The organism is Vibrio sp. OPT18 (assembly GCF_015163615.1).
In the GTDB taxonomy this organism is placed as follows: Bacteria; Pseudomonadota; Gammaproteobacteria; order Enterobacterales; family Vibrionaceae; genus Vibrio; species Vibrio coralliirubri.
On sequence record NZ_JADDYK010000036.1, the window covers coordinates 90,599 to 104,175 of the forward strand.

A 13,577-nucleotide genomic window follows, 5' to 3' on the forward strand; every position below is an offset into this window, starting at 1 on the left:
TTAATAAAGCATTTTCCTTATGATAAAGGAAATATTAGCATTCAGCATCATCAGACAGCGTTACTCAGATAAAATTCATAGATAGAGAACACATAATGCAAATATTTGGCAAAATTTTGGGCGCTTTTTTTGGCTTTTTATTTGGGCACATCCCCGGTTTATTTTTTGGCCTGTTTTTAGGGCATCAATTTGATAAGGCTCGACGTTTAAGCCAATCGGGCTTCAATAGCTCTGGTTTTGGCCGAGGTCCAAGCCAAGCTGAAAGACAAAATGAGTTTTTCAAATCCGCTTTTGCGGTTATGGGACATGTTGCTAAAGCGAAGGGGCAGGTAACGCCAGAAGAGATTCAGCTTGCTTCTACTATGATGGAGCGCATGAACCTACATGGAGAGCAACGTAAAGCGGCGCAAGATGCTTTTCGTGACGGTAAAGAGAGTGACTTCCCGCTGAGCGACGTACTTGAGCGAGTGAAAATCTCATCGGGTGGTCGTTTTGATTTGCTGCAGTTCTTTTTAGAGCTACAAGTATCTGCTGCATTTGCTGATGGGAGCTTGCATCCAAGTGAGCGTCAGGTCTTGCATAAGATCGCGCAAGGCCTAGGGTTTTCTGCAGAGCAACTAGAACGCCGCTTACAGATGCAAGAAGCTGCGTTCCGTTTCCAACAGCAAGGTGGAAGCTTTGGTGGCCATCAAGGCCATGGGCAATCATCAGGTTGGCAACAGGCTTCACAACAGAACCAGCTAGGCGATGCATATAAGGTTCTTGGTGTGAGTGAAAGTGCTGACGGTAAAGAGGTGAAGAAAGCCTACCGCAAGCTGATGAATGAGCATCACCCAGATAAACTGATGGCGAAGGGCTTACCGCCTGAGATGATGAATGTTGCGAAAGAGAAATCGCAAGAAATTCAAAATGCTTACGACCTGATAAAGAAAGTCAAAGGTTTTAAGTAATCGAACACTAAACCGAGTAATAACAAAGTTACTCGGTTTTTTATTAAAGGGAATTATATGACGGTAACGTATCAGGATGTTCTAGAGTTTTGGTTCGATGAGTTGACGCCTAAAGATTGGTTTACTGGCGGCGCCGAGATTGACACTTTGATAGAGTCTCGATTTTCTGAACTGCATCAAACAGCCGTTCAAGGTGAGCTATTTGAATGGCGACAAAATGCACAAGGGCGATTGGCAGAGATTATCGTGCTTGATCAGTTTTCTCGAAATATAGGCAGAAACAGTTCAACAGCATTTTTTGCTGATCCGATGGCGTTGGCTCTAGCCCAAGAGGCGGTCGCGGGTGGATTTGATCACCAGCTTAACGAGCAACAGAAAAGCTTCCTGTATATGCCTTATATGCACAGTGAGTCTTTGTTAGTCCATGAACAAGCCGTGGAACTCTTTTCTCAAACGGGATTAGAACATAATCTGGATTTTGAGTTTAAGCACAAGGTTATCATTGAGCAGTTTGGTCGCTACCCTCACCGTAATGAGGTGTTAGGGCGAGCTTCAACTCCTGAAGAGGTTGAGTTCTTGCAGCAACCGGGCTCAAGTTTTTAATTGTAGATATATAGTCCAATAGATAAAAAGAGGCAAGGGCGTGTTGACCTTTCGAGCTGATTTTTCCAGCAAACGCTGCCCAAAGGGTTCGGCTAAAAGCGTTTTACTCTTTGTTGAGGGAGATTGGCTTAGAATGACTAGGCTACTTCCCCTCGCCGCGATTAAAACGCTTTTATCTCGAACAAAATTTAACCGCGAAAGGTCAACACGCCCTAGCGGTAAATAAAACCTCTCGCCTATTTTTTTGCTTTAGTGATGAACTTTAGTGATCAACTTTAGCCTTAGAGCTAGTTTGCTTGGTTGAGCGACCAATCGTATTCATAACTGATGTTTTGAGTATTGGTTACTGCTTCAGTTCGATATTGGTCTAAGTGCTGAATAAGTTGTTTCTCTGTACCAAAATCCACAGCAAACCATTCGTAAATCGATGATAGTTGAAGCTTATTGTTTGTAACCATCACGCCTTTGTCACTGCTTACAAACTCAGTTGCAGCTTGCTCTAGCAAGGCTTCAGTATTGTCAGAGGTAAAAGCGTCAGGTTGTAAGTTAGGGCAACCTAGGCTAGCACAGTTCACTGCATAATGCGTGCGAGGATCTTGCCAAATCGGTCTTAGGATTCGGTGTTCAATGTCGTTGAGTGTCAGTGATTTTCCGTTAACGACTACCACATCATCTCCCCACGGCCCAAAACTAAATAGTCCGCCAAGTTTAGTGATGGATTTGATCGGATAGGCATCAAGAATCAAATCGACAGTCACGGCGTTGTATAGGTTAACCCAATAGGCATACTGCTCCGCTTTTGAATAGTCGAGCGGATTCACCTGTTCGAGTTGCTTGATGTATTGATTGAGTTTTGTCTTATCGGCAGTGTTCACTGCTTTATAGCGAACTAGGGTGTTTTGCCCTTGTTTAACTAAGTAGTTATCGAGAAATTGCTGCCAATCTTGGTGAGATACCTGTTCTAGATTGGCTTCGTCGCTTTGGTTCCAGTATGGCCAAAGATCGGATTTAGGCGCAGACCAAGCTAAGGTTGAGAAAAGTAGGCTGACAATAAAAAGTAGTTGTTTCATGGCATTCTCCTGATGACTGACTACTAAGACCTTAAGGCTTACCGTTTTCTTTCATTGCTCTTCATTTTAATAAACATATGAAGTTAAGTTAAAAGCTTAGACAAATAAAAAAGGTTGGCACTTGGCCAACCTTTAGATTTATTCAGAAACGTCTCATTATTTTAGGAAGCTAGGAATCTTAGCTTCAAACTCTGAGATCTTATCGGCGTGTTGAAGTGTAAGGCCGATATTATCTAAACCATTCAGTAAGCAGTGACGACGGAACTCATCAATTTCAAACGAGTACTCTTTGCCGTTCGCGCTAACTTTCATCGCTTCTAGATCAACCGTGATTTCTGCTCCTTCATTCGCTTCAACGAATTGGAATAGCTCGTCCACTTCTTGCTCAGTCAATCGAACTGGCACCATTTGGTTGTTGATCGAGTTACCGTAGAAAATGTCGGCAAAGCTTGGTGCGATCATTACTTGGATACCGTAATCGGCAAGCGCCCAAGGTGCGTGTTCACGAGATGAGCCACAACCGAAGTTTTCACGAGCTAGAAGAATTGAAGCGCCTTGGTAGCGAGCTTCGTTCATTACAAACTCAGGGTTTGGTTGTTGGCCTGCGTCATCTAGGAAGCGCCAATCGTGGAACAAGTGTTTACCAAAACCGATGCGGTTTACTTTCTGTAGAAACTGCTTTGGAATGATCGCATCAGTATCGATGTTGGCCGTATCTAGAGGAACGACTAATCCGGTGTGTTGTTGAAAACCTGACATGTTAAATCCTCTAATTAAAGTTCACGAATATCGACAAAGTGACCAGCGATTGCCGCTGCGGCTGCCATTGCTGGGCTAACTAGGTGCGTACGACCATCACGGCCTTGGCGACCTTCAAAGTTACGGTTTGATGTAGAAGCACAGCGCTCTTGTGGACCTAGACGGTCGTTGTTCATTGCAAGACACATAGAACAGCCTGGTAAGCGCCATTCAAAGCCGGCTTCGATGAAGATCTTATCTAGGCCTTCAGCTTCAGCTTGTGCTTTAACTTGCTCTGAACCCGGAACGATAAGCGCTTGAACATGTTTCGCTACTTGACGGCCTTTCGCTACCGCTGCTGCTGCACGCATGTCTTCGATACGCGAGTTAGTACAAGAACCCACGAACACTTTATCTACGTTGTAATCAGATAGAGATTTACCGGCTTCAAGGCCCATGTAAGCCAGAGCTTTTTCTGCAGATGCTTTTTCAACAGGGTCAGCGAAGCTTTCTGGTGCAGGGATTGGCGTGTCTACCGAGATAACCTGACCTGGGTTAGTACCCCAAGTAACTTGTGGTTTAATATCTGCTGCTTCTAATGTAACAACTGCATCGAATTCAGCGTCAGCATCGGTTTTCAATGTGTCCCAGTATTCGATTGCCGCTTCCAAGTCTTGGCCTTGTGGAGAGAACTTACGACCTTTGATGTACTCGTATGTCGTTGCATCAGGGGCAATTAGACCTGCTTTAGCGCCAAGCTCGATAGCCATGTTACATACCGTCATACGACCTTCCATCGTAAGGTCTGTAATTGCCTCACCACAGAATTCCACAACGTAGCCAGTACCGCCTGCAGCTGTAGTTTTACCGATGATCGCTAACACGATGTCTTTTGCCGTGATGCCTGGAGCAACCTTGCCTTTTACTTCGATCTTCATCGTTTTAGCACGAGCTTGTTTTAGTGTTTGCGTAGCTAGAACGTGCTCAACTTCTGAAGTACCGATACCGAATGCAAGAGAACCAAATGCACCGTGTGTAGCCGTGTGTGAGTCACCACATACGATGGTCATGCCCGGTAGCGTAATACCTAGCTCAGGACCCATTACGTGCACAATACCTTGGTATTTGTGGTTTAGATCGTAAAGCGTGACACCAAACTCTTCACAGTTCTTCGATAGCGTTTCCATTTGGATACGAGCCATCTCACCAGAAGCGTTGATGTCTTTAGTTTGTGTCGATACGTTGTGATCCATGGTCGCAAAAGTTTTGCCTACTTGGCGAACTTTACGGCCTTTTTCACGCAGACCATCAAAGGCTTGTGGCGACGTTACTTCGTGGACTAAGTGACGATCGATATAAAGAATTGGCGTTTCGCCTTTTGCTGCAACCGCAACGTGAGCGTCATAAACTTTTTCGTATAAGGTTTTTGCTTGCTGGTTTGTCGACATAGCTTTTCTTCCTTGGGAGCATCAGTCCCAGTGTTTGTTTCGAGCCAAGTCATGCGGTTTACGCTGACTTGGCTTGATATTATTCTTATGTACTTGCTTCTAATCGGAGCATTTAGCTTATGAAGCTAAGATGTACTCAGCGATCTTGTCACCCATTTCAGAGGTAGTCAGTGCTTGGTTCTTACCTGCAAGGTCTGCCGTTAGCTCGCCTGCAGAAAGCGCTTTAGATACCGCTGATTCGATGTCTTGTGCTGCCGCTTCTTCGCCTAGGCTGTAACGAAGCATTAGCGCTGCAGAAAGAATTTGCGCTACTGGGTTCGCGATGTTCTTACCTGCGATATCTGGTGCGCTGCCACCTGCAGGTTCGTATAGACCGAAGTTGCTTTCGTTTAAGCTTGCAGAAGGAAGCATACCCATAGAGCCGGTGATCATTGCGCACTCATCAGAGATGATGTCACCAAAGATGTTTGAACATAGCATTACGTCAAACTGAGATGGGTCTTTGATTAGCTGCATGGTCGCGTTGTCGATGTACATGTGGTTTAGCGTGACATCTGGGTAATCTTTTGCGATTTCTTCAACCACTTCACGCCATAAGATAGAGCTCTGCAGAACGTTTGCTTTGTCGATTGAGTAAACGTTTTTGTTACGTAGACGTGCAGATTCAAACGCGATCTTTGCAATACGTTCAATCTCGTAACGGTGGTAAACCTCGGTATCAAAAGCTTTTTCCGTTGCGCCTTCGCCTTCACGACCTTTAGGTTGGCCGAAGTAGATGCCGCCAGTTAGTTCACGGACTACAACGATGTCGAAGCCGTTACCTGAGATGTCAGCACGCAAAGGCGAGAAAGACTCTAAACCTTTGTGGATTTGTGCAGGACGTAGGTTACAGAACAATTGGAAGTGTTTACGTAGAGGAAGTAGGGCACCACGCTCTGGTTGATCGTTTGGTGGAAGGTGTTCCCATTTAGGGCCGCCAACCGAGCCAAATAGTACTGCGTCAGATTCTTCACAACCCGTTACTGTCGCTTCTGGAAGTGGACAGCCGTGGTTATCAATTGCGATACCACCAACATCATACTCTTCACGAGAAAAGCTAATCGCGTGCTTCTTTTCAATCGCGTCTAGCACTTTGTGTGCTTGCTGCATTACTTCTGGGCCAATGCCATCACCAGGTAGTACGGCAATCTTGTATGATTTATCAGTCATGTTAATCCTTTAATTCTTGTTACTGAGCTCTTTCGCTCGTTTTAAATTTTGTCCCTAAAGCCAACAACATCGGCTCTAGGGCTCTGTTATTGGGTGTTTAAACTGTTGCGATTCTTTGCTGTTTCATTTCAGCAATGGTGTCTGCGCGTTGAATGCTATTAATAACGTGCAGTAGCGCCTGACCAGAGGCTTCAACGATATCCGTTGAAACGCCCGTACCGTGGTACTTGCGGCCTTTATAGTTAGCAATAATATCAGCTTGGCCTAAGCCATCTTCGCCTTCACCTTTCGCGGTAAGGTCGAATTTATCCAATGCAATTTCGTAACCCGTTAAGCGGTAGATACATTGGTATAAAGCATCAACCGGGCCGTTACCGACAGCCGCTTCGCATTTCTCTTCATCACCACATTGCAGCTTGATGCTGGTGGTAGACATAACACTACCAGATTGTACGCTTAGGTAGTTAAGTTTATAGAAGTCATCTTCGTCACGTAGATTTGCGAAGTGCATCAGTGCTTCTAGGTCGTAATCGAATACTTGGCCTTTACGGTCAGCCAGTTTCAAAAAGTCTTCGTACAATGAATCCAGGTTGTACTCATTGTCTTTGTAGCCCATTGCGTCCATGTGGCTCTTAACGGCTGCACGACCACTGCGGCTTGTTAGGTTCAATGCTTTGTTTTTTAAGCCAATAGACTCAGGCGTCATGATCTCGTAAGTGTTCTTGTTCTTAAGCATGCCGTCTTGGTGAATACCTGAAGAGTGGCTGAATGCGTTAGCACCAACGATTGCTTTGTTGTCTTGAATTGGCATGTGGCAAAGCTGGCTAACTAACTTACTGGTACGGTGAATCTCTTTGTGGTCCAAACCAGTATGAACACCTAATAGCTCTTGACGAGTTTTGATGATCATTGCAATTTCTTCTAAAGAACAGTTACCCGCACGCTCACCAATACCATTGATTGTGCCTTCAATTTGTCGAGCACCTGCTTGAACGGCAGCAATTGAGTTAGCAACCGACATGCCTAAGTCATCGTGACAGTGAACAGAGATGATCGCTTGATCGATGTTTGGTACGCGATCAAATAGCGTTTGGATAATGCCACCAAATTCATTCGGTACTGTGTAGCCTACGGTGTCTGGAATGTTGATGGTTTTTGCGCCAGCGTTAATCGCGGCTTCAACCATACGACATAGGTTGTCGATAGGGGTACGACCGGCATCTTCACAAGAGAACTCAACATCGTCAGTGTAGTTACGCGCATGTTTTACTGCTTTCACTGCCATCTCGACAACATCGTCGTAGCTGCGGCGTAATTTGTCTTGTACGTGAACCGTCGATGTAGAAATGAAGGTATGAATACGGAACTGTTCAGCCACTTTTAGTGCTTCGGCAGCGGCGTCGATATCTTTTGCAACGGCACGAGAAAGCGCACAGATGCGGCTATCTTTAATATTTTTGGCGATGGCTTGTACTGATTCGAAATCGCCTGGCGATGAAACAGGGAAACCCGCTTCAATAACATCTACACCCAGTCGTTCAAGTGCATAAGCGATCTGTAATTTCTCTTTTACCGTAAGGCTTGCTGCCAACGCTTGCTCGCCATCACGTAAGGTCGTGTCAAAAATTATCACTTGATCGTTCATGGGTGCTTCCTTATATCGATAATGAATCGATTGCTATCCAAATTATTATTAAGAATGATGTTCTTTTAAAAGTGCCAGTTACAAAAAAACCCGCTCAGCGCGGGTTTTAATATTTGTGTAGTTCTTGACCCACAACTTACCCGCGCGATTGGTTCACGATAAGGAGAAGTTTCAGCAGTCGAGAAGAAGAAAAAATCATTACACAAATATCCGTAAATAAACTGTTAACACCATATTTACCGCAATTTATTCTGAGCGTCAAACAAGAAAATCCAATATCAGCGTGCATTGGCGACGTTTTGGTTTGGTTTGTGCTGTTTTGTACTGTGTTATTGGCTAAATCATCTGATTGGTGGTTTTGTATTGGGGGGTTAGTTTATCGTTTGGCTTATGTGTAGGTTAAAACTTTGTAGTAAATCTTTTTGATGGAACGATTCACCAAAAAAATCACAAGCGTGACCAAATTAATTAATCACTTGATTAAATAGTGAGTAATTAATCTTCTACTGTTACGCCTGTTTATCTCTATAATTAATCAGATGATTAATTATAGAGATGGATTTTTGCCATGACGGCACGAAAAGCGGGGCGACCTCAAAAGAACTTAGATGTTCGACAGTTATTGATTGAGCATGCTCGTGATCTGTTTGTCGTTCAGCCATACGACAAGGTCTCGACACGCCTGATTGCTGAGCGTGCGGGTGTGAACATTGCGATGATCCGTTATTACTTTGGCAGTAAGGCCGGGTTGTTTGAAGCGATGCTGCGTGAAACGCTACGACCGATGCAATTGCAGATGCAAAGGTTGGTTGAAGAAAGCAGTCATGAGAACTTTCTTGATTTAATGCGGACTTACTACAAAGAGATGGTCAAGGTGCCGAAGTTTCCGCGCTTGATAGCCCAAGTGATGAATATGCCTCCCTCTGAAGTGCAAAGAGAGTTGCTCGAAAAGGTTTTCCTCGATGTTGCAAAGCCAGCCCAAGATGTCATTTTTGAAAAGTTGGTTGAACAAGGCATCTTAAAACAGAACATGGATCCAAAATTGTGCCGTGTTTCGTATGTAAGCTTGATGGTGTTTCCTTTCATCGCTCCGCCGCCTTTATTGGCAATCCATGGGATTGAAATTAATGAAGAATTTCTTAATCGTTTAATCGAACACAACATTCAACTGATGACTGAAGGCTTTATCAACGCGCCGAGCCCTTCTTCCGTGCAGGACCAAAGATAATGAAAATAAATAAAAAACTACTCTTCTTTCCAGCACTTGCGGTTGGTGTGATTGGCCTTGTCGCCGCGATTAACTTGAAGCCGGATCTTCCAACCAAACCTGCGGGTGATAGGGCTCGCTTAGTTGATACTGTGAGCCTAGAACAACAACTGATAGCGCCGTTAGCGGTCGGCTTTGGCAAAGTGGTGCCTAAAGTTGAATGGAAAGCGATTGCTGAGGTGACAGGACAGATCGTGTATCGACATCCAGATCTTGAAAAAGGCCAGGTGATTCCTGAAGGAACGGTCGTGCTCAAGGTTGATCCATTGGATTATGAATTGAAGCTGATACAAGCAGAGGCGGATCTAAAATCAAGCCAAACTTCATTAGCGAAATTGAATCAAGAAGAAGACAACCTGAATCAGACTCTTAAGATCGAAAAGAATCGTTTGGTGATCAGCAATAAAGAGCTACAGCGTAAACAAGATCTGCGTAAGAAAGGTCTCACTTCTCAGTCTGATGTCGACCTGCAACAACAAAGTGCATTGTCTCAGCAGAAATTGGTATTAGATATTGCGAACCAAATTGCCTTAATGCCAGATGAAAAGCGTGTCGCGGAGGCGGTGATTAAGGTCAACGTGTCTAAGGTAAAAGAGGCGCAGCGCTCTCTCGATAAGACCACTATCACTTTGCCAAGGGCAATGCGAATTGCTCAGGTTGATATCGAACAAAATCAAGTGGTTAATCTTCAACAAGAGATGTTTATTGCTCACGGAATTAATGTCATGGAAGTGGAGGCGCAACTTTCTATTCACGATATGCAAACTTTAGCCTCCAGTTTCAACCAGTTCCCTCGCGATGCTGCAGGGATCCCTAATCCTTATGAAGCGCCAATCAAAGCGACGATTCAACTTAACAGCGGCAACCTGAAGCTGAGTTGGCCTGCGAAGGTGGCAAGAATCAGTGAGACGGTTGATGAAAACCAAGCGACAGCCGGAATTATTCTTGAGATCGCTCAAGACTATTCACAACTGCAGCCAAGCAATGCGACCCCTTTGGTCAACGGCATGTTTGTAAAAGCTGAGATTGAAGGTGTCGCGAATCTAAGTTGGGTGGTTCCAGAGCGAGCACTGCATGGTGATAAGGTTTATCTGATGGATGACAATCAGCGTTTGCAAGTGGTGAATGTTGAAGTGCTTTATCGCAGAGACAATCAAGTGGTTGTGAGTGGCGAGCTACAAACGGGAGATAAACTGGTTCTCAATGATGTTCTGCCAGCAATAGAAGGCATGCTACTAAGAGAGTCGAACTCTGAAGAGGCTGAGCTTGAATCAGATACTCAGGAGAGTGTGTCATGATCAAGTTTTTCTCTCGGCACCCAACAGCAGCAAACTTGTTGATGCTTGGATTGTTGATCTTGGGTATAAGCTCACTATCGACCATCAAACGTGAAACCTTCCCCGCTTACGATCCGCCTTACATTATGGCTGCGATTGTTTATCCCGGAGCTTCTCCACAAGAAGTGGAAGAGAGCTTATGTGTGCGAATGGAAGATGCAGTAGACGGCTTAGCCAACATTGAAGAGACTCAGTGTGAAGCCATCGAAGGCAGCGCCCGTTTAATTCTCAAGTTAAATGAGAAAGCGGACATCGGCCGAATGCTGGTGGATGTGCAAACCCAGATCAACTCGATCAATGACTTCCCAACTGAGATTGAATCACCTGTTGTTCAAGAGCTAGATTGGAATGAACCGGTTGTTGATATCGCTATCACAGCCGAAACGTCATGGCCGGAACTTAAGGCCTACGCGGAAGATCTTAAGCGAACCATGAAGCTTGATTACGATGTCTCTTTGGTCGAGGTCAGTGGTTTCTCTGATCATCAATATCGAGTGGAACTGGATACCCAAGCGATTCGCCAGCTGGGCTTGAGTGTCGGTGATATCGCAGACCAAATTGGTCGACAGAATGTAAAACTGCCGAGTGGTAACGTTGAAACACCAGACAAAAACTTTCTGATTCGTTTCGACGAGAGACGAATTACGCCTGTTGAACTGGAAAGCATCGTGGTTGGATCTGCGCCTAATGGATCAGTGATCCGTCTGAGGGACATTGCAAAAATAACCGACCGCTTTGAGCTTGATGAACAGAAGGTGTTGTTTGATGGCAAGCCATCGGCTCTGTTGAAAATCAGTAAAAACAAAGAAGATGATGCGCTACGAATCAAAGAGAACGTGACGCGTTTCGTTGAAGATCAGAGCGCGATTGCCCCTGATGGCGTGACGCTACAAATGACCAACGATCTCTCCTCTGTGCTGTGGGATCGCCTTACCATGATGGTTCGCAATGGCTGGCAAGGTATTGTGCTGGTGTTCGCAACCATGTGGCTGTTCTTCAGCTTACGTTATTCATTTTGGGTCGCGGCGGGGTTGCCGGTGGCCTTCCTTGGTGGCTTGTTCTTAATGGCCAACCTTGGTTTGTCGATCAACATTATGTCGCTGGTCGGGTTGTTGATGGCAATCGGTATTATGATGGATGACGCCATCGTGATCGCTGAATCGATAGCGTCCCATTTAGACCGAGGGCAGAATGTTGATGATGCGGTGTACAACGGCGTTAAGAAAGTGCTTCCCGGAGTACTGTCTTCTTTCCTAACCACTGTGTGTATTTTCGGTAGCTTATTGTTTCTTGATGGTGAGATGGGCGCGGTGCTTAAGGCCGTTCCTCAAGTCTTGATTTTGGTGCTGTCGTTGAGCTTGATTGAAGCCTTCCTGATTCTACCTAATCACCTATCTCATTCATTACACAAAGAAAAGAATGACAAGCCAGTGCTGCGCTTTAAGGTTGTGTTACTTGAGAAATTCGAGAACTTTCGTAATACCACTTTGATGGACATGGTTGAGAAAGTCGTGACCTTCCGTTATGCCTTTATGGGCGGAGTGATTACGCTGTTGTTGCTTTCAGTAGCCTTGATTGCTGGTGGCGTAGTTAAGTTTCAACCTTTCCCAGAGCTGGATGGCGATATTGCCGAGGCGCGTATTATTCTTCCGCCGGGCGCATCACTGTCTCAAACCGAGAAAGTGGTCGACAAAATCGTCGCGTCTGCTGAGCGTTTGAACAAGCAATGGAGCGAAGAGGTTGAAGAAGGCAATACACTGGTCGAGCATATCACCAGCCAATTCAATGCTAACGCCGATGCCAATGAATCTGGCCCACACTTAGCCACTGTGCGTTTAGACTTACGCGGAGCAGAGAGCCGTAACACCGTTATCGATGATTTCATCAATGCATGGCGAGAGGATATCGGTGAGCTGGCGGACCCTATTTCATTAGTGTTCAAGCAACCGACAATGGGGCCGGGTGGTCGTGCTATTGAAATCCGCGCCAAACACGATGACCTGAGCGCGTTGAAATCTGCTTCTTTGGATATTCAGGAGTACCTCAATCAGTTTGATGGTGTGCACGGCGTGCTTGATGACATGCGAATGGGTAAGGAAGAGATCTTAGTTAAACTTCGTCCAGGTGCGGAAACCTACAATGTGAATGGGCAGATGATTGCATCTCAGTTACGAGCGGCTTTCTTTGGGCAAACGGCGGACGAGATTCAAATCGGTGTTGAGAATATCTCGATTGAAGTGCGTCTTGATAAGGAGCAAGCAGGAGACATACAGCAGCTAGCTAACTTCCCAATCATTACCGCAGATGGCAGTCAGATTCCATTGGCTACATTGGCAACGTTAGATTTCCAGCGTAACTACGTGCGAATTCAACGTATTGATGGGCTGAGAACCATCAGTATCTTTGGTGATATTGATAATAAGAAAGCGAGTTCATCCGCGATTTTGGCTCAATTCCAAAAAGATGAAGCCACCAAACTTATTCAGAAGTACCCGGGTTTACGCTTTGATTTCGAAGGGGAAGCCAAAGATGCGGCTAAGACGGGCGCTTCGATGGGCAAAGGATTCTTGCTTGGCTTATTCGGTGTGTTTGCGATTCTTAGCTATCAGTTTAGAAGCTACTTAGAACCTGTGGTCGTGATGTTGGCCATTCCACTCGCCTTTATTGGGGTGGTCGTTGGACACTGGATACTTGGCCACTCTTTGAGTATGCCAAGCATGATGGGTTTTGTGTCGCTTGCCGGTATTGTGGTTAATGATTCCATCTTGTTGGTGCAGTACATTCGTCACCATGTCGATGAGGGAGATAGCGTGCATGACTCGGTGGTGAAAGCCAGTCGTGAGCGTTTCCGAGCGGTATTCTTGACCTCAATGACCACAGCGGCAGGTTTGCTACCGCTATTGACGGAAACCAGCTTACAGGCACAGGTTATCCAGCCATTGGTTATTTCGATCGTATTCGGCATATTTGCCTCGACCTTACTGGTGCTGTTTATGATCCCAGCGGCCTACGCGATATTGGCGGATTTCGGTTTGGTGAAAAAGCACGAGCCATTAGCGCTATAGCCTTTAGTACTTAATTATTAGCGAGCTCTATTATCATTAGCGAACGCTATAACCATTAACACGATAGAAGTAGCGTTAATGGTTATATAAAGAAGTGAAAACATAGAAGAATAAAGCGGCCTTGGGTCGCTTTATTTTTATCGGTCGCTTTTATCGCCATCCTGACTTGATCCATTGACCAGCCTATCAAGCATGGGAAATTTCATTTTAGTTCATTCAAAACGTCACTTAACTGTCATTTGTTG

The 13,577-nt window shown here is 45.2% G+C and carries 10 protein-coding genes; 5 read left to right on the forward strand and 5 right to left on the reverse strand.

Going from position 1 to position 13,577, the window contains the following annotated elements:
* Window positions 1–95 precede the first annotated feature (95 nt).
* Both djlA and IQQ51_RS08500 read left to right on the forward strand, forming a co-directional pair.
* Window positions 96–950, forward strand: coding sequence for a co-chaperone DjlA (djlA, locus tag IQQ51_RS08495; protein WP_193840823.1), 855 nt, complete (start codon window positions 96–98; stop codon window positions 948–950).
* A gap of 57 nt (window positions 951–1,007) precedes the next feature.
* Entirely contained in the window at window positions 1,008–1,553 is a 546-nt protein-coding gene (locus IQQ51_RS08500; protein ID WP_193840824.1) for a DUF924 family protein, read from the forward strand.
* Window positions 1,554–1,840: 287 nt separating this feature from the next.
* Here the strand turns inward: IQQ51_RS08500 and IQQ51_RS08505 are convergent, their stop codons facing one another.
* From IQQ51_RS08505 to leuA, 5 genes are all read right to left on the reverse strand, one after another.
* Window positions 1,841–2,623, reverse strand: coding sequence for a DUF547 domain-containing protein (locus IQQ51_RS08505; RefSeq protein ID WP_193840825.1), 783 nt, complete (start codon window positions 2,621–2,623; stop codon window positions 1,841–1,843).
* 156 nt (window positions 2,624–2,779) lie between these two features.
* Window positions 2,780–3,382, reverse strand: coding sequence for a 3-isopropylmalate dehydratase small subunit (gene leuD, locus IQQ51_RS08510; protein ID WP_017061388.1), 603 nt, complete (start codon window positions 3,380–3,382; stop codon window positions 2,780–2,782).
* 14 nt (window positions 3,383–3,396) lie between these two features.
* Window positions 3,397–4,809, reverse strand: coding sequence for a 3-isopropylmalate dehydratase large subunit (leuC, locus tag IQQ51_RS08515; RefSeq protein ID WP_048609654.1), 1,413 nt, complete (start codon window positions 4,807–4,809; stop codon window positions 3,397–3,399).
* Between the two features lie 117 nt (window positions 4,810–4,926).
* Window positions 4,927–6,018 (reverse strand): 3-isopropylmalate dehydrogenase, encoded by a 1,092-nt coding sequence (gene leuB / locus IQQ51_RS08520; RefSeq protein ID WP_017102937.1) that lies wholly within the window; start codon window positions 6,016–6,018, stop codon window positions 4,927–4,929.
* A 97-nt stretch (window positions 6,019–6,115) separates the two neighbouring features.
* Complete coding sequence (gene leuA, locus IQQ51_RS08525) at window positions 6,116–7,663, reverse strand: 2-isopropylmalate synthase (protein ID WP_193840826.1); 1,548 nt, start codon at window positions 7,661–7,663, stop codon at window positions 6,116–6,118.
* Between the two features lie 568 nt (window positions 7,664–8,231).
* Between leuA and IQQ51_RS08530 the strand changes: the two genes are divergently transcribed.
* Genes IQQ51_RS08530 through IQQ51_RS08540 form a run of 3 tightly spaced genes read left to right on the forward strand, consistent with a single transcriptional unit; the run spans window position 8,232 to window position 13,332 of the window.
* The gene (locus tag IQQ51_RS08530) at window positions 8,232–8,891 is read left to right on the forward strand and encodes a TetR/AcrR family transcriptional regulator (protein WP_048609655.1); all 660 of its coding nucleotides are present in this window, start codon (window positions 8,232–8,234) and stop codon (window positions 8,889–8,891) included.
* Entirely contained in the window at window positions 8,891–10,228 is a 1,338-nt protein-coding gene (locus tag IQQ51_RS08535) for an efflux RND transporter periplasmic adaptor subunit (protein WP_193840827.1), read from the forward strand. The genes IQQ51_RS08530 and IQQ51_RS08535 overlap by 1 nt, the downstream gene beginning before the upstream one ends.
* On the forward strand, window positions 10,225–13,332 hold the full coding sequence (locus IQQ51_RS08540) for an efflux RND transporter permease subunit (RefSeq protein ID WP_193840828.1): 3,108 nt from the start codon (window positions 10,225–10,227) through the stop codon (window positions 13,330–13,332). Before IQQ51_RS08535 ends, IQQ51_RS08540 begins: the two co-directional genes overlap by 4 nt.
* Window positions 13,333–13,577 lie beyond the last annotated feature (245 nt).

Coding starts and splice junctions, on each gene's coding strand:
- djlA (WP_193840823.1), top strand. CDS start 96: ATGCAAATATTTGGCAAAATTTTGGGCGCTTTTTTTGGCTTTTTATTT.
- IQQ51_RS08500 (WP_193840824.1), top strand. CDS start 1,008: ATGACGGTAACGTATCAGGATGTTCTAGAGTTTTGGTTCGATGAGTTG.
- IQQ51_RS08505 (WP_193840825.1), bottom strand. CDS start 2,623: ATGAAACAACTACTTTTTATTGTCAGCCTACTTTTCTCAACCTTAGCT.
- leuD (WP_017061388.1), bottom strand. CDS start 3,382: ATGTCAGGTTTTCAACAACACACCGGATTAGTCGTTCCTCTAGATACG.
- leuC (WP_048609654.1), bottom strand. CDS start 4,809: ATGTCGACAAACCAGCAAGCAAAAACCTTATACGAAAAAGTTTATGAC.
- leuB (WP_017102937.1), bottom strand. CDS start 6,018: ATGACTGATAAATCATACAAGATTGCCGTACTACCTGGTGATGGCATT.
- leuA (WP_193840826.1), bottom strand. CDS start 7,663: ATGAACGATCAAGTGATAATTTTTGACACGACCTTACGTGATGGCGAG.
- IQQ51_RS08530 (WP_048609655.1), top strand. CDS start 8,232: ATGACGGCACGAAAAGCGGGGCGACCTCAAAAGAACTTAGATGTTCGA.
- IQQ51_RS08535 (WP_193840827.1), top strand. CDS start 8,891: ATGAAAATAAATAAAAAACTACTCTTCTTTCCAGCACTTGCGGTTGGT.
- IQQ51_RS08540 (WP_193840828.1), top strand. CDS start 10,225: ATGATCAAGTTTTTCTCTCGGCACCCAACAGCAGCAAACTTGTTGATG.